This is a genomic window from Kribbella sp. CA-294648 (genome assembly GCF_050943845.1).
GTDB lineage: Bacteria > Actinomycetota > Actinomycetes > Propionibacteriales > Kribbellaceae > Kribbella.
On sequence record NZ_CP191981.1, the window covers coordinates 5,552,269 to 5,575,309 of the forward strand.

A 23,041-nucleotide genomic window follows, 5' to 3' on the forward strand; every position below is an offset into this window, starting at 1 on the left:
CCAAATCAGACCCGCGGAAACCCCGGAAGTTCGGAGGTTTCTCGGGTGCAATCGGCCGTCGCCGGAGCCCAAGCTGTCGTGCAGGTCAGATCCGCCGCGACCCCTTGGAAGGTGCCCCGATGAAGGCAGAACCACGACCGAGCCGCGCCGCCCGTCATCCTGTCGACCAGGTGCTGTCACCGGGGCGCCTCGCCGTCTACGGCACCCAGCACGTGCTCGCGTTCTACGCCGGCGCGGTGATCGTCCCGATCCTGCTGGCGAACTCGATCGGGCTCAGCACCGAGCAGCTGGTGCATCTGATCAACGCCGACCTGTTCACCTGTGGCATCGCCTCGATCATCCAGTCGGTCGGCTTCTGGAGGGTCGGCGTCCGGCTGCCGCTGCTGCAGGGGGTGACCTTCACGGCGGTCTCCCCGATGATCGCGATCGGCCTGGCCGCGGGCGGCGGGACCGACGGCCTGCTGGTCATCTACGGCGCGGTGCTCGTCGCCGGACTCGCCACCTTCTTCATCGCGCCGTTCTTCAGCCGGCTGATCCGGTTCTTCCCACCCGTCGTCACGGGCTCGGTCATCACGATCATCGGCCTGGCCCTGCTGCCGGTGGCCGCGGGCGACGCGACCGGTGGTGCCGGCCCGACCTCGGACCCGACCAGCGGCAAGAACCTGGCCTACGCGCTCGGCACCCTCGCGCTGATCGTGCTGATCCAGCGGGTCTTCAAGGGCTTCATGGCGACGATCGCCGTCCTGGCCGGCCTGGTCGTCGGCACGCTGGTCGCCTGGGCCTTCGGGGACGCGCACTTCGACGCGGTCAACAACTCGGACTGGGTGGGCGTGACCACGCCGTTCCACTTCGGCTGGCCGCAGTTCTCGGTCGCCGCGATCATCTCGATGATCGTGGTCATGCTGATCACCGCGGTGGAGACCACCGGTGACGTGTTCGCCACCGGCGAGATCGTGGAGAAGCGGATCGGCCGCGAGGACATCGCCCGGGCGCTGCGGGCCGACGGCCTGGCCACCACCATCGGCGGCGTCTTCAACTCCTTCCCCTACACGTGTTTCGCCGAGAACGTCGGCCTGGTCCGGCTGACCCGGGTGAAGAGCCGCTGGGTGGTCGCGGCGGCCGGCGTGATCATGATCCTGCTCGGCCTGGTCCCGAAGGCCGGCGCGATCGTCGCCGGCATCCCGCACCCGGTCCTGGGCGGCGCCGCGCTGGCGATGTTCGCCACCGTCGCGGTGGTCGGCTTCCAGACCCTGGCGAAGGTCGACTTCCACGACCACCGCAACGTCGTGATCGTGGCGACCAGCGTCGGCCTGGCGATGTACGTGACGGCGCAGCCGCAGGTCGCCCAGGCGGTACCGGGCTGGGCCGAGATCATCTTCGGCAGCGGCATCACTCTTGGCAGCCTGACCGCGATCGGGCTCAACATCCTCTTCCACCACGTCGGCAAGGACTTCGGCCCGGCGGTCGCCGGCCAGCCCAAGGGCACCGGCACCATCCGGCTGGACCAGGTGAACGAGATGTCTCGCGAGGAGTTCGTGAGGACCTTCGCCGAACTGTTCCAGGGACCGACCTGGATGGTGGAGCGGGCCTGGGAGATGCGGCCGTTCGCCGACACCCACGCGCTGCGCCGTTCGTTCCAGGAGGCGCTCTTCTCCGGCTCGAAGGAGGAGCAGCGAGAACTGATCGCGTCGTACCCGCAGCTCGGGTCGCAACTCGTTGCCGACGGCCTCAGTGGTGAGGCTTCGCTGCGGGACCAGTCGACCCGGGGCCTGACCTACCTGGCCGAGCCCGACCGGGACGAGCTGGAGGCGATCACCGCGCAGTACAAGGAGCGGTTCGGGTTCCCGCTGGTGATCTCGGTCCGGGACGCGGAGTCGTTCGACCGGATCGTGGAGCAGGGCCGGGAACGGCTGGACAACTGCGAGAACCAGGAACACGCGGCGGCGCTGCTGGAGATCGCGAAGATCGCCGGCTTCCGCTTCGACGACTTCCTCTCCGATGCGAACCCCATCCACAGTGCAAGGACCCGCTGGAGCAGCAGACCATGACAACGATCAAGGTGAACGGCCAGGACGCCAGTCTCGACGGCGTACCAGTCCACACCACCCTGCTGGACTGGTTGCGTGACCGCGGCCTGACGGGTGCGAAGGAGGGCTGCGCCGAGGGCGAGTGCGGCGCCTGCTCTGTACTCGTCGCCCGGCCAGGGATCGACAGCCCGACGGAGTGGACCGCCCTGAACGCCTGCTTGATGCCGGCGGCTTCCCTCGACGGCCAGGAGATCGTCACCGCCGAGGGTCTGGGCAGGAGCACCGAACTCCACCCGGTGCAGCAGGAGATGGCAGTCCGAGGCGGCTCACAATGCGGCTACTGCACCCCGGGGTTCGTCTGCAGCATGGCCGCCGAGTACTACCGCCCGACCCGTACTACGCCCGCCACCGCGCCCCGCGCCCAGAAGCAGGAACTCAACGGCGGCTCCGCGTCCGCCGACGCCTCCTGCGACCACGAGCACGGGCCGAACGGGTTCGACCTCCATGCGTTGAGCGGCAACCTGTGCCGGTGCACCGGCTATCGGCCGATCCGGGACGCGGCGTACGCGCTCGGTGATCCTGCGCCGGACGACGTTCTCGCGGCCCGCCGGTCATCGCCTCCTCCCCCGCCCGCGGCGACGAAGGTGGCGGTTGACGGCGCGGAGTTCCTGCGGCCGGCCAGCTTGGAGGAAGCGCTCGCGGTGCTGGCTGAGCGGCCGGATGCGCGGCTCGTGGCCGGCTCGACCGATGCCGGGGTCGAGGTGAATCTGCGCGGCGTCCGCGCTCCGTTGGTGGTCGCCGTGGACCGGCTCTCCGCATTGCGAGAGTTCAGTTTCGGTCCCGACGAGGTCCGCATCGGTGCCGCACTGACGTTGAGCGAGATCGAGCGACTGCTCGCCGGGCGGGTGCCGCTGCTGGCCCAGATGTTCCCGCAGTTCGCCTCGCGGCTCATCCGCAACGGCGCCACCATCGGCGGCAACCTCGGCACTGGGTCACCGATCGGTGACACTCCGCCAGCACTGCTCGCCCTCGACGCGTCGCTCGTCCTCGCCTCCGCTCGCGGCGAGCGAACAGTCCCGCTGGCCGACTACTTCACGGGGTACCGGGAAACGGTGAAGGCGGACGACGAACTGATCCGGACCATCGTGGTCCCGCTGCCGCTCGCCCCCTTGACCGCTTTCCACAAGATCGCCAAGCGCCGGTTCGACGACATCTCCAGCGTCGCGGTCGGCTTCGCGCTCGAACTCGCCGACGGCGCCGTCAGCCAGGCCCGGATCGGTCTGGGTGGCGTGGCCGCCACGCCGATTCGGGCCCGGGCGACCGAGCAGGCCTTGACCGGCCGGCCATGGACCGAGCACACCGTCCGCGAAGCGGCCGCAGTACTGGCTGCTGAGGGGACACCGCTGGACGACCACCGCGCCAGCGCGTCGTACCGGTCGGCGATGCTCGGCCAGTCGCTCCTTCGTTTGTACGCCCAGCACCTCGCCGCCGAGGGGGTTAACGCATGAGCTCGTTGTCCCAGCGACCTGAGCAGGCAGTTGTCGGCCTGCCGTTGCCGCACGAAAGCGCCGCATTGCATGTCACCGGTGAGGCGCTCTACACCGACGACCTCGTCGTCCGCACGCGCGATGTCCTGCACGCGTGGCCGGTTCAGTCGCCGCACGCTCATGCCCGGATCGTCGACCTGCGGGTGAAGCCTGCGTACGACGTACCGGGGGTGGTGCGGGTGTTGACCGCCGAGGACGTTCCCGGGGTGAACGACGCCGGGGTGAAGCATGACGAGCCGCTGTTCCCGTCGGAAGCGATGTTCCACGGGCATGCGATCTGCTGGGTGCTCGGCGAGACGTTGGAGGCCGCGCGGCTCGGGGCTGCTGCTGTTGAGGTCGAGTACGAGGAACTGCCCTCGCTGGTGACGGTTCGCGAAGCAATTGCCGCTGGCAACTTCCAGGGCACTGGGCGGCATCTCGAGAGTGGCGACGTCGAAGCTGCGTTGGCCGCGGCGCCGCATGTCTTCGAGGGTGAGTTCGAGTTCGCGGGTCAGGAGCACTTCTACCTGGAGACGCATGCCGCGTTGGCCTTGGTCGACGAGGGCGGCCAGATCTTCGTGCAGAGCAGCACGCAGCATCCGTCGGAGACGCAGGAGATTGTTGCCCATGTGCTCGGCGTGGCCAGCCATGCGGTGACCGTGCAGTGTCTGCGGATGGGTGGCGCCTTTGGTGGCAAGGAGATGCAGCCGCACGGGTTTGCTGCCATCGCGGCGCTGGGCGCGACGCTGACCGGCCGGCCAGTGCGGTTGCGGCTCAACCGGACTCAGGACATCACCATGTCGGGCAAGCGGCACGGGTTCCACACCGAGTGGCGGGCAGGGTTCGACGACGAGGGTCACCTGGTCGCGCTCGACGCCACGCTCACCGCCGACGGTGGCTGGAGCCTCGACCTGTCGGAGCCGGTGCTGGCTCGGGCGATGTGCCATATCGAGAACAGCTACTGGATCCCCAACGTCCGTGTCGACGGGCGAATCGCCAAGACCAACAAGACCTCGCAGACCGCGTTCCGTGGTTTCGGCGGACCGCAGGGCATGCTCGTGGTCGAGGATCTGCTCGGGCGGTGCGCACCGCTGCTCGGGTACGACGCGATGGAGTTGCGCCGGCGCAATCTCTACCAGTCGCAGCACAGTACGCCGTACGGGATGCCGGTCCGTCACGCCGAGCGGCTGGAGGCGTGCTGGAGCGAGGTGCTCTCGGCGGGTGACGTCGAGCGGCGGAAGGTGGAGATCGAGCGGTTCAACGCCGCGCATCCCTTCGCGAAGCGGGCGCTGGCGATGACGCCGGTGAAGTTCGGGATCTCGTTCAACCTGACCGCGTTCAACCAGGCCGGTGCGTTGGTGCACGTGTACAAGGACGGCTCGGTGCTGATCAATCACGGCGGCACCGAGATGGGCCAGGGGCTGCACACCAAGATGCTGCAGGTCGCGGCGACGACGCTCGGCGTTCCGCTGGCTCGGGTACGGCTGGCGCCGACCCGGACCGACAAGGTGCCCAACACGTCGGCTACCGCGGCGAGCTCGGGTGCCGATCTCAACGGCGCCGCGATCAAGAACGCCTGCGAGCAGATCCGCGAGCGACTCGCACAAGTTGCCGGTGGCAAGCTCGGGATCAGCCCGCGGGACGTCCGCTTCGTGGGCGGCGTCGTCCAGGGGCTGACCTTCGGCGGCGGGAAAATGTACTGGGAAGAGCTGGTCAGCGCCGCCTATATGCAGCGGGTCCAGCTCTGGGCGGCCGGCTTCTACCGCACCGAAGGCCTGCACTGGGACGCCAACGCGATGCGGGGTGAGCCGTTCAAGTACTTCGCGTACGGCGTGGCGGCGGCTGAGGTCGAGGTCGACGGGTTCACCGGTGCGTATACGTTGCGACGGGTCGACATCGTGCACGACGTGGGTGACAGCCTCAGCCCGTTGATCGACATCGGGCAGATCGAGGGTGGGTTCGTGCAGGGCGCGGGCTGGCTGACGCTGGAGGATCTGCGCTGGGACGAGAGCGACGGGCCTCATCGTGGGCGGCTGGCGACGCAAGCTGCCAGCACCTACAAGCTGCCGAGCTTCTCGGAGATGCCGGAAGTCTTCAACGTCCGGCTGCTGGAGAAGGCGCACGAGGATGGCGCTGTCTACGGCTCGAAGGCCGTCGGAGAGCCGCCGCTGATGCTCGCCTTCTCAGTACGAGAAGCCCTCCGCCAGGCCGCAGCAGCCTTCGGCCCACCCGGAACCAGCGTCGACCTCGCCTCCCCCGCCACACCCGAGGCGGTCTACTGGGCGCTGGACAGCGCCCGGAGGTCCGGGCAGCCGAACCCCGACGGCGAGAACGCATCCGCTGCCGGCTCAGCCATTTCTCCAGCTGAGTTGACGGGGGTGTGATCGAGATGGAGTGGATGCGGGCTGTTCAGGCGCTGCGGGAGCGGCGGCAGGGCGGCGTACTGGTGACGGTGATGGCTGTGCGGGGGCATTCGCCGCGGGATGCCGGGGCCAAGATGGTGGTTTCCGCGGAGCGGGTCTGGGCGACTGTTGGCGGGGGCAACCTCGAGGCGGTCGCGATCGAGCGGGCGCGCGCCATGCTCACGGCGGGCAGCCGCGAACCCGAAGTACTGGAGTTTGCGCTGTCCGACAAGGCTCCATTCCAGCAAGCTGTTCAGTGTTGCGGCGGCGAGGTGAAGCTGCTGCTGGAGCCGCTGCCCGTCGTCCCGGCCGTCGCGATCTTCGGGATCGGCCATGTCGGTCTCGAGCTGGCGCGGATTCTTGCCCGGCACGATCTCGAGCTGCACCTGATCGACTCGCGCCCCGACCAGCTGACACCCGAGCGGCTCTCGGTGCTGGACGATGCGATCGCCGGCGTCCACGTGCACCACGTGCCAGTGCTGCCCGAGCTCGTGGTCGGCGAGCTGCCACCGGGAACGCACGCCTTGATCATGACCCACGACCACGCGGAGGACGCCGCCCTCTGCGACGCCGCCCTGAGAAACGGGCAACTGGCAACGATCGGCCTGATCGGGTCGCGCGCGAAGTGGACGCGGTTCCGCCACAAGCTCGCCGAGGACGGCAACTCGGCCGAGACGATCGCCAGGATCACCACCCCCATCGGTCTCCCCGACCTGCCAGGCAAGGAGCCGGCCGTCATCGCGGTCGGCGTGGCCGCCTGGCTGCTCCAACAGTTCGTTGCCGAGCGCAACTCCGCGCCGGTTCACCGTGAGGCAGAAGCATGACGCTGTTCAGAGGCACGTTCCTCGACACTCCAGACAACCCGTTCACCGGCGGCACCCTCCGGGTCGCGACCGACGCCGCCCTGCTCGTCGAGGACGGGGTGATCACCGCCCGCGGCCCGTACGCCGAACTGCGCAGCGCCCACCCGGCCGAGCGCGTGGTCGACCTGACCGGCGGCCTGGTGTTACCCGGCTTCGTCGACACCCACGTGCACTTCCCGCAGATCCGCGCGGTCGGCGGCATGGGGATGCCGCTGCTCGAATGGCTCGACCGCTACGCGCTACCCGAAGAAGCCCGGATGGCCGACGCCGCCTACGCCTCCAGCGTGGCCGACGAGTTCGTGCGCGGCCTCGCAGCAGCCGGTACTACGAGCGCGCTGGTCTTCGGAGCACACTTCGCCGAAGCAGTTGACACGCTCTTCACCGCCGCGTCGCGGGTCGGTCTGCGGATCACTAGCGGTCTGGTCGTCAGTGACCGCATCCTGCGCGCCGACCTGCTGACCACCCCAGAGCGCGCCTACACCGAGTCGCTCGCCCTGGCGTCCCGCTGGCACGGCGTCGGCCGCAACCGGTACGCCGTGACGCCGCGCTTCTCGCTGTCTTGTACCGACGAGCTGCTCGCGACGTGCCACACCGTGCTGGAGGAGATCCCCGGCGCGCTGTTCACCTCACACCTCAACGAGAACGAGGCCGAGATCGCCACCGTGGCGGAGCTCTTCGGCGGAAGCGACTACGTCAGCACGTACGAGAAGCACGGCCTGGTCGATCGACGGAGCGTCCTCGCGCACAACGTCCACCCGACCGATGTCGAGCTCAAGGTCCTGGGCGACAGCGGCGCGACGGTCGCCCACTGCCCGACGAGCAACGCCGTCCTGGGAAGCGGGCTGTTCCCCCTCACGCGGCACCTCGAACACGGAGTACGGGTTGCGCTGGGGTCGGACGTCGGAGCCGGTACCGGCTTCTCGCTGCTCAAGGAAGGCTTGCAGGCCTACTTCTGTCAGCAGTTGATGGGTGATCACGGGCTTCCGCTCAACTCCGCGCATCTGTTGCACCTGGCAACCACCGCTGGAGCGGAGGCGCTCGGGCTCGACGACGTGGGTGAGCTGAGCGTCGGCAAACGCTTCGACGCCCAGCTGATCCGCCCGGCCGACGGCTCACCACTCGCGGTCGGACTCGAACACGCCGAAGACGCCGAGGACGCCTTGGCCCGGCTCTTCACGCTCGGTACGCCGGCCGACGTCCGCGCCGTCTGGATCGACGGCGAACTGTTGTCCCCGATGGAGGTTGGTTGACGTCCTCCCCGCCTCTGATGAACGGGGATTCCAACTACTACGTGGAGGTAGCGTGTTGAGGTTCACGCTTCAGCGAGACCGGTGCCGGCGTCTCTCGCCGCGCGCTGACGGCCCGTCCGGCCGCGATGTTCACTGCCGCGTTCACGTCCGCGTTCGCCTGGTGTCCGCAGGCGACGCACCGGAACACCGCTTGGCTCTCGCGGTTCTCTGGTACGCAATGCCTGCAGACACTACAGGTCTGCGATGTGTACGCCGGGTTCACTCTCTGAACCCTCCCCACGGCCTTGTGCTCCGAACGGGTCACCAGGTCGCCCCAGCCGTTGGCCAGGATGCCCCGGTTCAGTCCGGCTTTGGCACGCCGACGGTTCGGCAAGTACGTGCCCGGTCGGTCCGGGTTGGGCTTCGGCCGTGGTCGCCGGGTCATCTGGGCGATGCGCAGACCTTCGACCCGGATGACGTCGAACCGCCGCGCCAGGTCGGTGCTGGTCTTCTCCACCCAATCCTTGCGACGGTCACCGGCCCGCGCATGCAGCTTCGCGATCGCGGCCCTCACCTGCCGCCGACGGTTGGAGCCGCGACGGCAGCGCGACAGCCGGCGTTGCAACTGCTTCAGCCGTTGCTGTTCACGTTCCGACAAGCCGGGGCACGACAAGAGCTCACCGGTGGACAACGCCGCCGACACCGTCACTCCGCGATCCACACCGACCACCTCCCCCGTCCCCGGCGAGGGAATCGGGGGCGGGATCACGGCGAACGCGAGATGCCAGCGGCCCGCCCGATCGCAGCTGACCCGGTACGACTTCGCCTCGGGAACAGGGCGGGACATCCGAAACCGCACCCAGCCGACCTTCGGCACGTTGACCGCTGCCCACTTCCGGCTCAGTTTCACGATCCGGGACGCCTGGCTCCCGACGATGCGAAACCCCTCGGGCAGGCCGGCCTTGCGCCACTTCGGCCGCCGGTGGGTTCCCGCGTAAAAATTCTTGACGGCCCTGTCGAAGTCGCGCAACGCCTGTTGCTGGACGGTCTGCGATCCGGCCCGCAACCAACTGAACATCGCCCGCGCCTCGGTCAGTTGGCGTGCCTGCTCGACGTACCCGGGCGTTGCTCCTTTATCCCTGGTCCACATCGACCATTGCTCAAGAGCCAGGTTCCACACGTACCGGGCATACCCGCACTGCTCCACCCACGCAGCCTGCTGCGCGGGAGTTGGGTACATCCGGAACCGCGACATGCCACCTATCCAATCAGGCTGGACCGACAGTCCCCGATCCACGAAGGGAGGAAGTCGCGGAATCTCCCCACCGTCACCAACGGGGCTTCTCTGCGGCCAACCCGATGAATCTCCAGGAGTTCAACACGGCTCCGGTCGGCCAGTTGCGTCCGCTCCTGGCTGCGTGCTGCGACGTCCCGCGTTGGGTCGAGCGGGTCCTCGCCGGCCGCCCGTACGCCGATGCGGAGGCGCTCGCCGCGGTAGCGGACCGTGCGGTCCGAGCACTCGATGACGGGGAGGTCGCGCTGGCGCTGGCCGCTCACCCGCGCATCGGCGACCGCGCCACGGGCGAAACCACGGAGGCGACCTGGTCGCGGGGTGAGCAAGCGGGCGTCGGCGACGACCCGGGGGTCCGCGCAGCGCTGGCGGCCGGCAACCGCGAGTACGAGCATCGCTTCGGCCGGGTCTTCCTGATCTGCGCCACCGGCCTGTCAGCCACCGAGATGCTCACCGCTCTGAACCACCGCCTCACCAACGACGACTCCACCGAAGCAGCCGTAGTACAGGAGGAACTCCGCAAGATCGTCCTCCTCCGCCTCACCAAGCTCCTCACCGCGGAGGTCCCCGCATGAGCACCCTCAGCACCCACATCCTCAACACCACCACCGGCACCCCCGCCCCGGATGTACAGATCCTGCTGACGCGTGTAGTCGCATCGCCGCCTGCGGCGGACTTGTCTGCGGTGGGCAGCAGGGCGACACCGCAGGCCGAGGGCGTTGCCTCCGGGGCCGGCGACGGCAGCCTGGCGCCGCCCGGACTGCCGGATCCGGGCGAGACCGCCATCACCTCGCCCCGACCGACCCTGAGCCGTCCTCTCGATCCACCGCTTCCGAGCGCGGACTCGGCCGCGGTCGGGAGCACGGTTACCCGGCAGTTCGAAGTACTGGCTAGTGGGCAGACGGACAGCGATGGGCGGGTTGCCGGGTTCGGCGAGTTGGTGCCTGGGGTCTATCAGCTGTGGTTCGAGGTTGCGCGCGATGGTCAGGAGTCGTTTTATCCCGAGGTCACTGTGACCTTCGTAGTCACTGAGGAGCGGCACTATCACGTGCCGCTGCTGCTCAGCCCGTTTGCGTTTTCCACCTATCGAGGGAGCTGATCCGATGGCGATCCACCTGGGAGCCAACCAGTACGGCAAGGCCGAGAGCCGGGTCGTCCGCATCTACCGCGACACCCCACGCCACCAGATCCGCGACCTCAACGTCTCGTCCGCGCTGCGCGGCCGGTTCGAGGACGCGCACACGACCGGCGACCAGTCCGAGGTGCTGCCGACCGACACCCAGAAGAACACCGCCTTCGCCTTCGCCAAGGAGAAGGGCGTCGACTCGATCGAGGAGTTCGCCCTCACCCTCGGCAACCACTTCCTCGCGGCGGCGCCCGCGGCCGACGGCGCCCGGGTCGAGATCGAGGAGTACCCGTGGGAGCGGATCTCCGTCGACGGCGCCGGCCACGACCACTCGTTCGTCCGCAGCGGCAGCGGCATCCGGACCACGGTCGTCAACGTCGAGGGCCGCGGCGAGGACCGCAAGCAGTACGTCGTATCCGGCATCCGCGATCTCACCGTGCTCAAGTCCACCGGGTCGGAGTTCCACGGCTTCCTCAAGGACAAGTACACGACGCTGAAGGAGACCGACGACCGCATCCTCGCGACCTCGCTGGTCGCCCGCTGGCGCTACGACCACACCGACGTCGACTGGGACAAGTCGTACGACGAGATCAAGGGCCTGCTGCTGGAGCAGTTCGCGCGGATCCACAGTCTCGCGTTGCAGCAGACCCTGTACGGGATGGGCGAAGCGGTGCTGCAACGGCACCCGGAGGTCGCGGAGATCAAGTTCTCGGCGCCCAACAAGCACCACTTCCTGGTCGACCTGAGCCCGTTCGAGGTGGAGAACCCGGGCGAGGTCTTCATCGCCGCGGACCGGCCGTACGGGCTGATCGAGGCCACCGTGGTTCGTGACGACGCGAGCGATTCCGGGTCGGCCTGGCACGCGGTACCGGGGTTCTGTTGATCGTCATCGACAACGCCGCGATCGCCACCATCGACCGCGACCGGCGCGAGCTGGCCGGCGGGCATGTAGTTGTCGACGGCAAGAGAATCGTTGCGGTCGGCATCGGTCCGGCACCGGCGTACGACGGAGCGCGGGTGATCGACGGACGTGGCTGCCTCGTCACGCCCGGCTTCGTCAACACGCATCAGCATCTGTACCAGTGGGTGACGCGTGGGCTCGCCGCCGATGCCACCCTCTTCGGCTGGCTGACCAAGCTCTATCCGGTGTGGGCGGGGCTTGACGAGGAGTCGGTGCATGTTGCCGCGCAGGGCGCGCTGGCGCAGCTCGCTCGGACCGGCTGCACGACGGCGGCTGATCACCACTACGTCTTTCCGCGGCGCGGCGGCGATCTCTTGGAAGCGGAGATCTCTGCCGCGGCGAAGGTAGGCCTGCGGTTCCACCCGGCGCGCGGATCGATGGACCTCGGCGAGAAGGACGGCGGTCTGCCGCCCGACTCCGTGGTCGAGGACCGCGACGAGATCCTGCTGGCGACGGAGGCGGCGATCGACCGCTGGCATGATCCTTCGCCGGACTCGATGCTGCGGATCGCGGTCGCGCCGTGTTCGCCGTTCAGCGTCACCGCCGAACTCATGCGCGAGGCGGCTGAACTCGCTCGCCGCAAGAATGTCCGGCTGCACACGCATCTGGCCGAGACGGTCGACGAGGTCAGCTGGTGCGACGAGAGATTCGGCTGTACTCCGTCGCAGTACGCGGCTGACCTCGGGTGGACCGGCTCGGATGTGTGGTTCGCGCACGGGATCCATTTCGACGACGCGGAGATCAAGAACCTCGGCCGGTCGGCCACCGGGATCGCTCATTGCCCGAGCTCCAACGCCCGGCTCGGAGCCGGCATCGCTCGAGTCGCCGACCTGCGAGCAGCCGGCTGTCCGGTCGGCCTCGGCGTAGACGGTGCCGCCAGCAACGAAGCCGGCAGCCTGCTGGAAGAACTCCGCCACGCACTCCTCTTCGCTAGAGCCCGCCCAGTAGGAGCAGGCGGCGGAGGCGACCCGCAAGCACTCGATGTTCGTACTGCGTTGGAGCTGGCCACCCTTGACGGCGCCCGCATTCTCGGTCGGCAAGACGAGATTGGTTCTGTGGAGGTCGGCAAGCTGGCCGATCTTGCGGTCTGGCGTCTCGACACGCTCGGCCACGCCGGCATCACCGACCCCATCGCCGCGCTCATCCTCGGCCCGCCACCCCCACTCGAACTCCTCCTGGTCAACGGCCGTCCCGTCGTCGAACACGACACCGTCGTCACCATCGACGAACAGACCTTGGCCCGCCAGGTCGCCCAGACCCACCACGACCTCCTCACCAAGACCACCTGATCCGCGAGAGGCCCACCTGTGGAAGACGCACTCAACGCCGAGCTCGACCGGCGCCTGGCCGAAGCCGACGCCGCGCTGAACTCGCTGTACCCCGGCGATCGTGGCGTCCGGCAACCAGTTCACACCGTCTACGTCCCCGCCGACCGGTACGACGCCGGCACGGTCGACGAATGGGCAAAGGCGGCCCGGACCGCGCTCGCCGACCATGGCGGATCGACTGACGAGCTGGCCGAGCTCCTGCAGTTGCCGCAGCGTCATGCTGCTCAGGTCTACGAACGAGTCGTCGCCAAGCTGGAGCGGGAGCCGATCGAGGACCTACGCATCGATTTCGAAGACGGCTACGGCAATCGCCCCGACGACCAAGAGGACGCCGCAGCCGTCGGGGCCGCCCAGGCATTAGCCGAGCAGGTCAAGACGGACACGGTCCCGCCGTACCACGGCCTTCGTATCAAATCGCTCGAAGCGCCGAGCCGCCGCCGCGGAATCCGGACGCTCAACCTGTTTGTCGGCGAGCTGGCCGGCGCCGGCGCACTCACGGACGGCTTCGTGATCACCCTCGCCAAGGTCACCTCGGTCGAGCAGATCGAGGCGATGGTCGTCGTACTGGAGGCGATCGAGCGCGCTCATTCGGTGCCGACGGGGTCGCTGAAGTTCGAGATCCAGGTCGAGACCCCGCAGGCGATCCTCGCTGCTAACGGCACCACTCCCCTGCCCCGGATGATCCGGGCGGGCGCTGGCCGAGTCACCGGGCTGCACTACGGCACGTACGACTACTCGGCTTCGCTGGGCGTCGCGGCGGCGTACCAGAGCATGGAGCACCCGGTCGCCGACCACGCCAAGGACGTGATGCAACTGGCCGCCGCAGGCACCGGCGTCTTCGTCTGCGACGGCTCCACCAACGTCCTACCGATCGGCTCCCGCGACCAGGTCCACGCGGCCTGGCGCCTCCACAGCCGACTAGTACGCCGCTCCCTGGAGCGCGGCATCTACCAGGGCTGGGACATGCATCCCGCCCAACTCCCCACCCGCTACCTCGCCACCTACTCCTTCTACCGCGAAGGCCTGGAAACCGCGGCAACCCGCCTACGCGCCTACCTAGAGGGCGGCAACTCCGGCTACTTAGACGAGCCCGCAACCGCCACAGCCCTGGCAGGCTTCGTACTCCGCGGAGTCGAGTGCGGCGCAATCGATCCATCGGAGATCGACCTCCTGATCGCCGTAGACCTCCAAGAACTATCCGTCCTCGCCCGCCGCTAGCCGGCCGCCCGGTCCGATCATCGCTGGCCCACGGTCACCAACCCCGCGTCGCCGAGCGGGCGCCCGCACGTCCGCAGCACCCGCCCGCCCAGCCCCGCCCCGCCCAGCGCGAGCCGGGCCGGCGCGGGCACGACCCGGACCGGGGAGGATTTTCTCCCCGGGAAGGGGCAAGATCCTCCGCGGAGCTGGCAAGAATTCTCCCCGAACCGGCTCATGATGAGCTGCCGGCGCTCGTCGTCTCAGCGGGCTTGCGCCGCCGAACCGGTCACCAACCTCGTGATCCGCACTAGCTAAGTTCCCGCCCGGTTTCCGTTATCTGGGGGTAAACTTCCGGGATCCGGAATAGCTGTGGAGAGCGGGGTTGTGGTGGCGGAAGTGGTGGGTGCGAAGAGTCGCACTGGGAGTGTGCAGTCGATTGAGCGGGCGTTTGGGTTGCTTGAGGTGATGGCTGATGCGGGTGGGATGGTGGGGCTTTCGCAGTTGGCTGCTGCGTCTGGGCTTCCGTTGCCTACTATTCATCGGCTTGTTCGCACGCTTGTGGACCTCGGCTATGTGCGCCAGGAGCCGTCTCGGCAGTATGTGCTCGGGCCGAAGCTGATCCGGCTCGGGGAGACGTCTTCTCGGATGTTGAGTGTCTGGGCTCGGCCGCATCTGGCTCGGTTGGTGGATGAGTTCGGGGAGTCGGCCAACATGGCGATGCTCGATGGTGACCAGATCGTCTATCTCGCGCAGGTTCAGTCGCGGCACTCGATGCGGATGTTCACCGAGGTCGGGCGCCGGGTGCTCCCCCACTGCACGGCCGTCGGCAAGGCGATCCTGTCTCAGCTGCCTGAGCCTGAGGTCCGCGAGTTGCTCAACCGCACGGGCATGCCGAAGCACACCGCGACGACCATCACCGACGTCGAGGAGTTCACGATCCAGCTCCACAAGGCCCAGGCCGACGGTTATGCGCTCGACGAAGGCGAGCAGGAGCAAGGAGTCCGCTGCGTCGCAGTACCGGTCCCCGATGCGCCGTCACGCCTGGCCATGTCGATCTCCGGCCCGGCCGGCCGGATGACCGAAGAGCTCCTCCACCACGCCGTCCCGATGCTCACCCAAGCAGCCAAGGCCCTCTCCGACGACCTGCGTTGACCCAGAGCTCCCGCGCCCTCTCAGGGGTCAACCCCCGAGAGGATGGGTTGCCACCCGAGATTCCGAGGGGGCAACCCACAACCGCGGGGGTTAACCCCCGAAACGCATGAGCCGCCCCAGTTCGCCCACTCCCGGGCCTGCCGGGGTGGCGGTCCGTCCCAGACGACGAAACGGCGGCTCCGACGGATGGCGCCGAGCATCCGCCAGCAGCTACGGGACTCGGGTCAGCCATTCCTCGGTGCCGAACTTCTCAGCAACCCGCCGCTCAGCCTCGGCCACGGTCGCGTCGTCGATGGTCCCGGCTGCGAGGCCGTAGCGGTTGGCGAAGGTGCCGACGAGACGTTTGATGACGTCGGCGCGTTCCAGACCGGTCTGGCTGCGGAGTGGGTCGACGCGCTTGTTGGCACTGGTGGTGCCCTTGTCCGAGAGCTTCTCGCGGCCGATGCGCAGTACTTCGACCATCTTCGCGGCGTCCATGTCGTAGGCCATCGTCACGTGGTGCAGGACCGCGCCACCCGCGAACCGCTTCTGCGCGGCGCCGGCGATCTTGCCGGCCGGCGAGGTGATGTCGTTGATCGGCTGGTACGTCGCGGCGATGCCGAGCTCGTTGAGCGCACCCACGACCCAGTCGTCGAGGAACGCATACGAGTCGACGAACGACAGCCCCGAGACGAGCGACTCCGGCACATACAGCGAGTATGTGATCGTGTTGCCGGGCTCGACGAACATCGCGCCGCCGCCGCTGATCCGGCGTACGACGGTCACGTCGTGGCGAGCGGCGCCGGCCAGGTCGACCTCGTTGGCGAGCGACTGGAAGCTGCCGATGATGACCGCGTTCGACGCCCACTCCCAGATCCGCAACGTCGGCGGCCGCTCCCCCGAACCGACCTGCTCGGCCAGTACTTCGTCCAGCGCCATCTGCAACGCAGGCTCCCGCGGTACGTCGTGCACGAACTCCCACGCGTGATCCGTCCACGCCGACGCCCCGGTCAACGCCCGCCGTACTGCGACCGCAACCGCCTCGGGCGAGAACCCGAGCATCTCGACACCATCCCCCAGTGCGCCTCGCACCCGCGCCGCCAGCTGGGCCACCGGCGCCCCAACCGGTACTCCGGCCAGCGCCGCGTCGATCCGCTCCAACGCGTCATCCGGCTCGAGGAAGAAGTCCCCACTGATCCGAGCCCGCCGCACCACCTCCCCGGCGACGTCCAGATCCGCAACAACCAACTTCCCACCAGGCACCTTGTATTCACCATGCACGTCAACCCACAACCGCCAACCCGCACCGAATGTTCCGCAGCCTCGCTGATCCAGCGGCAAACCCGCTGGACCAGCTGCTGCTGCGCGGATGTCAGCTCGGCGGGGTGAGACTCCAGAGGTACTTCTCGTAGCCGGACGGGCCCACGATGCCGGCCAGGCGCGTGTCGTCGGAGTCGAAGGCAATGTGCTGCCCGTCATCGGAGATCGCCGGGACGAAACTGCCGATCCGGTTGAGCCAGGGGTTGGTCTGGTCCTGGCGATGCGTGACCCAGACGAGAGTGCCACTCGACCGGTCGAGCCGGTACACGTCGCCGAGGAGGCCGCGGTCCGAGGGTGAGGTACGGCCCGTCGTCGAGAACGTCACGTACCTTCCATCGGCCGAGACGGTGCCAGTGGCGCCCCCGAAGTTCGTCGCGGGCTTGCCCAGGTGGTCGGCCGAGACCAGCTGCACTCTGTTGGTGCGAAGGTCGCGGAGCCAGACGTTGGCAACCTGGTCGCTGCCTAGCATGCTGTAGACCGAGAACACCACGAACCGGCCGTCACTGGAGACATCCGCAGCGCTGTAGTTGTGGATAGGGGACCGCGGATCGCCCGGTACGCCGTCCGAGACCGAGCGCGTCGTGCCCTTGTCGCGATCACGGACCTGGATGGCCGGGTTGCTGTCGAAGGCGACGACGCGTCCGTTGCCGGAGATCGCCGGCTGGGCCGAGACCCAATCGGCCTGTAGTCCCGCGGAGGTCAGCGACACCCGTTCGGTGCTGCCGGCCAGGAAATTCCGGACGAAGATGTCGGAAGACTCGTTGGTGTCGCCGGGCACCAGGTTCGTCGAGCTGGACTGGAAGGCGACATGCTGCCCGTCGGCCGAGATGTCGGGGAAGACCGCTCCCTGGTCCCCGGGACCCTGCAGACCTCCCGAGGCCAGCGCGGTTCGCCCGGTCAGCAGGTCGTGCCGGAAGACGTCGGGACTGTCGTTGGTGTCGCCGGGCACCAGGTTCGAGGCGAACGAGTCGAACGCGACGTACCGACCGTCGGCCGAGATCGAGGCCTCCCGGCTCTCGGCGTTGCCTTGCACTCCGCCCGGTCCGACGGAGGCCAGCGTCGTCCGGGCGGTCACCATGTCGCGGACGAAGACGTCCGTCTGGCCGTTGGTGTCGTTCGCGACGAGATCGGTCGCGGCCGAGACGAAGACGACGTAGCGCCCGTGCTTCGACGTCCCCGAGGTCCCGTTAGCTCCGGAGGCACCGTCGCCGCCCGTTCCGCCCGGTCCGACGGACACCATGCTGATCGTGCCCGGCTGCCGATCACCCCCGGCAGCCGCCGGACCGCCGATCGCTCCCACCGCCCCCGCGGCGACGACGATCACGGCAACTGCGGTTCGGACCGGTTTGTGCACCTGGATGCCAGGAATCACCTTCATGATGCCCCCTTAGGACACCAACTAGATGCGCCCCGACCACAGGAAGTTATCTCGCGTTCCGAGGGACCCTCCGACAGGCCCTCCTCGCCCTGCTCGCCGGGACCTTCTTCTACCCCCGAGACGCCTCCGCAGCCGCCTCGCGCTGCTGTCCGAGCCGCGGTAGGTGTATCAGCCGTCGCTCCTCAGGGCCTCTCGATGGGGAGGTGTTCCCCGAGACTAGGGCGGCGTGGATGTCTGGACAGTGTGTGGAAGTCGAGCTGCTGGCGATTGGGGCGGGCCCGTCGAATCTGGGACTGGCGGTGGCGCTCGAGGAGTTGGCGCCGGAGCTGGCCGAGAACAGTCTGCTGATCGACCGGAACCCCACGATCGCTTGGCAGCAAGGCATGTTGATGCCGTGGGCCACCAGCCAGGTGTCGTTCCTCAAGGATCTGGTCACCCAGCGGGACCCACGCAGCCGGTTCTCGTTCCTGAACCATTTGTACGAGACCGGCCGGCTCGACGACTTCGTCAACATGAGCACCTTCACGCCGTACCGGGTGGAGTTCACCGAGTACCTGCGCTGGGTGGCGTCCTCACTCGCCCGGGTCCGGATCGAGCTCGGGCGCGAATGCGTCGGGATCGAACCGCAACGCGACGCGGGCGGAGCGGTGACCGGCTGGCTCACCACGCTGGCCGACGGCACCTCGATCTCCAGCCGCTATCTCGTGTACGGCGGAAGCCGCGAGCCGAACATTCCACCAGTGCTCGCCGACCTGCCGAGGACCCGCATCGTCCACAGCACCGAGTACCGGCAACGGGTCGCCGAGTTCTCCGGCGAACTGCCGTACCGGGTCGCAGTCGTGGGCAGTTCGCAAAGCGCCGCGGAGATGTTCCGGGCCCTGCGCGAGGACCTGCCCGACAGTGATGTCGCCTGGCTGATGCGTTCCATCGGGCTGAGTTCCGACCAGTCGAGCAAGTTCACCAACGAGCTCTACTACCCGGCGTTCGTGGACGACTTCTACGACGCCCGGCCGGCCGCCCGCGCGCAGATCCTCGCGGAGATGCACCGGACCAACTACTCCGTCGTCACGCCCGCGATGCTCGAGCACCTGTACGCCGACCTGTACCTCGACCGGTTCAACGGACGCAACGAACGGCGACTCGTCACGATGGTCGACATCACCGGCGCCCGGGACACCGGCGACGAACTGGTTCTCGAGCTCACCGATCGCCGGACCGGCGCCGTCACCGAGCTGCATCGCGATGTGGTCTTCCTGGGCACGGGTTTCGACGTCCGGATGCCGCGACTGGTGCGCGAGATCGCCGGCAGTCTGGACCTCGACCGGATCGACGTCTCCCGCGCGTACCGGCTGGATCTCGGCGCGCAAGGCACCCAGAGCACGGGGGCCTGTTACCTGCAAGGCGTCAACGAGCAGACGCACGGCATCTCCGACACCCTGCTCAGCGTGCTGGCCCAGCGGGCCGAGGAGATCTGCCGCGACATCATCGCCCACCGCGAGCGGATCCCGGCGGTTGCCGGATCGGTCGAAGCTGTATCAGGCAAGGCGGGCAGCACGCTCTAACGGGTGGCAGAACGGCGCACCCCGAGGAGAGCCCGGATGGCAATGGTCGAACTCGAACGGACCTCAGACGACGAAGTGACCTGGGCCCGTGACCAGGCGTTCGCAGGTCTGCGGGCGGCAATGCCACCGGGCGTGCTGGCCGAGGCCCTGCGGTGCACCGTCCGGCTCGAGGCGGTGCTGCCGCATCGCGAGGAGCTGGAGCGCAACCTCGTCCTGGTCGCCTACGGCGGCGGCAAGGACAGCTCGTACACACTGGCCTTCGTCCGCACGATGCAGCTGATCCTGTACCGGGTGTACGGCCGCACGTTCCGGATGCGGGTGGCGACCAACCGGCACGCGGGCATGCCCCGCCCGGTGATGGAGAACATCGATCGCGAGTACCACGCACTGCGCCTGTTCGGCGACCCGGACTGCGAGCTGCTGCTGGTCGACGGCGACGAGGTCTCGGAGTTCTCCGTCGACTCGCCCCAACGCGAGCATGTGATCCGGCGCAACCGGCTCGACATCCTGATGACCGGTCACCGCACCTTCGCCGACGGCCGCCCGACGTTCTGCAACTCCTGCAACCTCAGTGTTTTCAACGCCTTCGGGGTGGCCGCGGCGCACGGCGAGGGCGCCGACATCATCATCACCGGCGACTCCCCGCGGGAGCAGCGGCAGTACACCGCCTGGGTCGGCCGGCTGGCCCGCCAGATCCGTGCCACCGACCCCGGCACACTGCGCGAGCACGCCACTACCGACAACGGTTTCGGCAAGGTGCTCGGCCAGCTCGACGACATCTCGGGTGCGTACTTCACCGACATCCTCGGCCCGGACGCGACCACCGCGATCGCCGAGCGGCAGGTCAGGACCGCCGTACCGGAACACCTGCGGTTCTTCTCGATCTACGACGAGACCGACTACGCGGCCGGTGACCACTTCGAGTTGCTGACCGGTTTCCTCGGCTTCCAGTTCGACGACCTGGCGTTCAGCTTCACCGAGTCCGACTGTGCCAACCCGGCCCTGATGGCGCACCTGCGTGGACTGAAGGCCGAGCGGTTGTTCCAGCGCTCGTACGACGAGGGCATGGCCGAGTACGTCGAGTTCGCGCTCGGCCTCATGCGCAAGAAGGACATCCCGGCCAGCCTGATCGAGCTGATGCGGGCCCGCTACGACACCCCGGACGCGTTGAAGCGGATGCGGCTGCTGGCCGAGGAGTACGCACTGGAGACCTTCGGACTCACCGAGAGCCACCTGGTCTGCATGACCTACTCCCCCTTCGCCGGGCAGGGCGCCGGCCTCGAGCAGTTCCTCGAGCGCGAGCACCCCGAGCTGTCCGGCCGGCTCACCGAGATCCACAGCCTGCTGGCCGGGGTGACGAACGATCCGGACCTGGCCGCCGAGCTCGAGCGGATCAGCGGCCTCGAGCCGAGCCAGCTCCGGGTGCTCTACAGCCGGTCGGTGCAGACGCCCGGCGGCGGCGGAACGCCGGTGATCGACCTGATTCTGCAGGGCGACCCGCACAAGGCCGTCATCGAGACCCGGCACACCCAGAACGGTCCGAACACCTTCGAGCAGATTTCGGGACGGTAACCATGGTCGTACACATCTCCCGGCTTGATCGGGACAACCTCGTGCACGAGTACAGCGTCGACACCCAGCGGCTGATGCCGTGGGCGGTGCTGAACGCGCCGTTCGAGGTCTCGTACGCCGTCTGCCGGGCGAACACGGTCTCCAAGCTGCACACCCACCACGAGCAGGAGATCTTCGTCGCCGTCTCCGGCGAGTGCGTGGTGGAGTGCGGCGGCGAACGGCAGCCGTTCCGGGCCGGTGACGTCTGCTACTTCACGCCGGGTCAGCTGCACCGGGTGCACAACCACAACGACGAGGACTTCGTCTTCACCAGCATCTGGTGGGACCCGGAGATGGCCAAGCGCTTCCTCGCCGAGTACGAGGGATCCGAGACCGAGGCGCTGGCCACCGAGGCAGCGGCCAAGGCAGCCGAAAACGCTGCTACCGCAGAAGAAATCGAGAACGCCGAGCGAGCGGGAGTGAACGCATGAGCCGAGTCCTGCCCTCCGACGACGACCGTCCCGTCCTCGTCCTGGGACCGAACCCGACCCCCAACGGCGGCATGCACCTGGGTCACATCGCCGGTCCGTACCTGGCCGGCGACGTCTACGCGCGCTACCAGCGGGCCCGCGGCCGCAACGTCATCTTCACCACCGAGACCGACGACAGCCAGACCTACGTGGTCGCATCCGCTGCCAGGGAAGGGATCTCGCCGGAAGAGCTGTGCAAGCGCTCGACCGGGCAGATCCAGGAAGCCCTGCGGGCGATCGGCATCTCCTTCGACGGGTTCGGCCCGTTCGACTCGGCGTACAAAGCAACGGTGCTGCAGTACTTCGGCGCGCTGCATGCGGCCGGCGTCTTCAAGCTCAAGACGGTCCGGTTGCCGTATCTGGAGCGGACCGGCGAGTTCATGGTGGAGGGCCTGATCGAGGGCGAGTGCCCGGTCTGCCTGACGATGAGCCGCGGCGGCCTGTGCGAGACCTGCTGCCACCCGAACAACTTCGACCAGCTGATCAACCCGCACTCGACGATCGACCCCAGCGACAAGCTGACGTATCGCGAGGCGACCATCATGGTGCTGCCGCTGGAGGAGTACCGCGACCGGCTGACGGAGTACCACGAGTCGCTGGCCGAGCACCGGCGCCCGCACGTGCGGCAGATGATCGCCGAGCTGCTGGCCCGCCCGTTGCAGGACGTGCCGATCACCTTCCCACTGAACTGGGGTATCGACGCGCAGTTCCCGGAGGTGCCCGGGCAGGTGCTCAACGCCTGGCTCGAACTCATCCCGGCCGGCATGTTCACCACCTCGTACGCCGCCCGGAACCTCGGCCGCGACACCGTCCCCGGTGAGCTGTGGCGCACATCGGAGAACCTGCGGATCGTGCACTTCCTCGGCTTCGACAACGCCTACTACTTCTGCCTGCCGCACATCGCGATGCTGATGGCGCACGGCGACAAGTACGTCTGGCCCGAATCCATCATCAACAACGAGTTCTACGAGCTGGAGAGCTCGAAGTTCTCGACCAGCAAAGGCCATGTGCTGACCCCGCAGGCATTGCTGGAGGAGGTACCGCGCGACGTGGCCAGGCTCTACCTGGCGCTGACCGCCCCGGAGTACCAGCGGTCGACCTTCAGCCGCGCGGGGCTGGACAAGATGGCCGAGGAACGGCTGATCGGCCCGTGGAACCAGCTGGCCGGCTCGCTCGCCAAGGCAGTTGCCAACGCGGGCGACAGTTCCAAGCTGCCGGTCTCGCCGACCGCGCGGGGCCGGGTCGTCAAGATGCTCGAGCGCTTCGACCTCAGCTACGAGATGCCGACGTTCAACCTGAACCGTTCGGCGGACACCGTGCTGGTGCACATCGACCGGCTCCGGCGCCGCGCGGTCGCGCTCGACGGCATCGGCCTGGCCGAGCAGCCCGAGGAGTGGGGCGACCTGTTCTGCGAGGTGAAAGCCCTCCTCGCAGTGGCTTCTCCCCTGCTGATCGACCTGGTGGCCGCAGCTCAGGAATCCGGAGTCTTCGACGGTACGCCGGACGCTGGGCTACTCGTCGCGGGATCGTTCGACGTCGCTGACATCACGCCGTTCGCTCCGCCGTCGCTGGCTGCAAGCCCGGCCGACGGTGTTCTCACCGCGGGTGGGTGACACCCG

At 68.2% G+C, this 23,041-nt stretch carries 18 protein-coding genes; 15 read left to right on the top strand and 3 right to left on the bottom strand.

Annotated features, from left to right (window positions below):
- Positions 1–119: 119 nt before the first annotated feature.
- Genes uraD (ACQPYM_RS26220) through guaD form a run of 5 tightly spaced genes read left to right on the top strand, consistent with a single transcriptional unit; the run spans position 120 to position 8,068 of the window.
- Entirely contained in the window at positions 120–2,048 is a 1,929-nt protein-coding gene (gene uraD, locus ACQPYM_RS26220) for a 2-oxo-4-hydroxy-4-carboxy-5-ureidoimidazoline decarboxylase (RefSeq protein ID WP_433005099.1), read from the top strand.
- Positions 2,045–3,535 (top strand): xanthine dehydrogenase small subunit, encoded by a 1,491-nt coding sequence (locus ACQPYM_RS26225; protein ID WP_433005102.1) that lies wholly within the window; start codon positions 2,045–2,047, stop codon positions 3,533–3,535. The genes uraD (ACQPYM_RS26220) and ACQPYM_RS26225 overlap by 4 nt, the downstream gene beginning before the upstream one ends.
- Complete coding sequence (gene xdhB / locus ACQPYM_RS26230) at positions 3,532–5,937, top strand: xanthine dehydrogenase molybdopterin binding subunit (RefSeq protein ID WP_433005105.1); 2,406 nt, start codon at positions 3,532–3,534, stop codon at positions 5,935–5,937. Before ACQPYM_RS26225 ends, xdhB begins: the two co-directional genes overlap by 4 nt.
- Positions 5,938–5,951: 14 nt before the next feature.
- On the top strand, positions 5,952–6,779 hold the full coding sequence (gene xdhC / locus ACQPYM_RS26235; RefSeq protein WP_433005108.1) for a xanthine dehydrogenase accessory protein XdhC: 828 nt from the start codon (positions 5,952–5,954) through the stop codon (positions 6,777–6,779).
- Positions 6,776–8,068 carry a guanine deaminase gene (gene guaD, locus ACQPYM_RS26240; RefSeq protein WP_433005111.1) on the top strand — a complete coding sequence of 431 codons (1,293 nt, stop codon included), beginning with the start codon at positions 6,776–6,778 and terminating at the stop codon, positions 8,066–8,068. Before xdhC ends, guaD begins: the two co-directional genes overlap by 4 nt.
- 37 nt (positions 8,069–8,105) lie before the next feature.
- Here guaD and ACQPYM_RS26245 read toward each other — a convergent pair whose 3' ends face one another.
- A complete protein-coding gene (locus tag ACQPYM_RS26245; protein ID WP_433005114.1) occupies positions 8,106–9,302 on the bottom strand; it encodes an RNA-guided endonuclease InsQ/TnpB family protein in 1,197 nt (398 codons plus the stop codon).
- A gap of 104 nt (positions 9,303–9,406) precedes the next feature.
- On the opposite strand from ACQPYM_RS26245, the gene uraD (ACQPYM_RS26250) reads away from it, so the two are divergent.
- The 6 genes from uraD (ACQPYM_RS26250) (at position 9,407) to ACQPYM_RS26275 (ending at position 15,102) form a co-directional block, all read left to right on the top strand.
- Positions 9,407–9,913: a 2-oxo-4-hydroxy-4-carboxy-5-ureidoimidazoline decarboxylase gene (gene uraD / locus ACQPYM_RS26250; protein ID WP_433005117.1), complete on the top strand. Its 507-nt coding sequence runs from the start codon at positions 9,407–9,409 to the stop codon at positions 9,911–9,913.
- Positions 9,910–10,437: a hydroxyisourate hydrolase gene (locus ACQPYM_RS26255; protein ID WP_433005120.1), complete on the top strand. Its 528-nt coding sequence runs from the start codon at positions 9,910–9,912 to the stop codon at positions 10,435–10,437. Before uraD (ACQPYM_RS26250) ends, ACQPYM_RS26255 begins: the two co-directional genes overlap by 4 nt.
- Before the next feature lie 4 nt (positions 10,438–10,441).
- Positions 10,442–11,347, top strand: a complete 906-nt coding sequence (gene pucL / locus ACQPYM_RS26260) for a factor-independent urate hydroxylase (protein ID WP_433005123.1) — start codon at positions 10,442–10,444, stop codon at positions 11,345–11,347.
- Entirely contained in the window at positions 11,344–12,714 is a 1,371-nt protein-coding gene (locus tag ACQPYM_RS26265; RefSeq protein WP_433005126.1) for an 8-oxoguanine deaminase, read from the top strand. Before pucL ends, ACQPYM_RS26265 begins: the two co-directional genes overlap by 4 nt.
- 18 nt (positions 12,715–12,732) lie before the next feature.
- Complete coding sequence (locus ACQPYM_RS26270) at positions 12,733–13,971, top strand: DUF6986 family protein (RefSeq protein ID WP_433005129.1); 1,239 nt, start codon at positions 12,733–12,735, stop codon at positions 13,969–13,971.
- 405 nt (positions 13,972–14,376) lie between these two features.
- Entirely contained in the window at positions 14,377–15,102 is a 726-nt protein-coding gene (locus tag ACQPYM_RS26275; protein ID WP_433005132.1) for an IclR family transcriptional regulator, read from the top strand.
- A gap of 210 nt (positions 15,103–15,312) precedes the next feature.
- On the opposite strand, the gene ACQPYM_RS26280 is transcribed toward ACQPYM_RS26275, so the two are convergent.
- Complete coding sequence (locus tag ACQPYM_RS26280; protein WP_433005135.1) at positions 15,313–16,344, bottom strand: lipoate--protein ligase family protein; 1,032 nt, start codon at positions 16,342–16,344, stop codon at positions 15,313–15,315.
- Positions 16,345–16,453: 109 nt separating this feature from the next.
- Positions 16,454–17,779 (bottom strand): TolB family protein, encoded by a 1,326-nt coding sequence (locus ACQPYM_RS26285; RefSeq protein WP_433005137.1) that lies wholly within the window; start codon positions 17,777–17,779, stop codon positions 16,454–16,456.
- A gap of 245 nt (positions 17,780–18,024) precedes the next feature.
- Between ACQPYM_RS26285 and ACQPYM_RS26290 the strand changes: the two genes are divergently transcribed.
- From ACQPYM_RS26290 to ACQPYM_RS26305, 4 genes are read left to right on the top strand one after another with little or no spacing between them, the layout of a single operon-like run.
- Positions 18,025–19,341, top strand: a complete 1,317-nt coding sequence (locus tag ACQPYM_RS26290) for a SidA/IucD/PvdA family monooxygenase (RefSeq protein ID WP_433005140.1) — start codon at positions 18,025–18,027, stop codon at positions 19,339–19,341.
- Between the two features lie 36 nt (positions 19,342–19,377).
- On the top strand, positions 19,378–20,913 hold the full coding sequence (locus ACQPYM_RS26295; protein WP_433005143.1) for a PqqD family protein: 1,536 nt from the start codon (positions 19,378–19,380) through the stop codon (positions 20,911–20,913).
- Positions 20,914–20,915: 2 nt separating this feature from the next.
- On the top strand, positions 20,916–21,383 hold the full coding sequence (locus ACQPYM_RS26300) for a cupin domain-containing protein (protein ID WP_433005146.1): 468 nt from the start codon (positions 20,916–20,918) through the stop codon (positions 21,381–21,383).
- Positions 21,380–23,035, top strand: a complete 1,656-nt coding sequence (locus ACQPYM_RS26305) for a class I tRNA ligase family protein (RefSeq protein ID WP_433005149.1) — start codon at positions 21,380–21,382, stop codon at positions 23,033–23,035. The genes ACQPYM_RS26300 and ACQPYM_RS26305 overlap by 4 nt, the downstream gene beginning before the upstream one ends.
- The last annotated feature ends 6 nt before the right edge of the window (positions 23,036–23,041 follow it).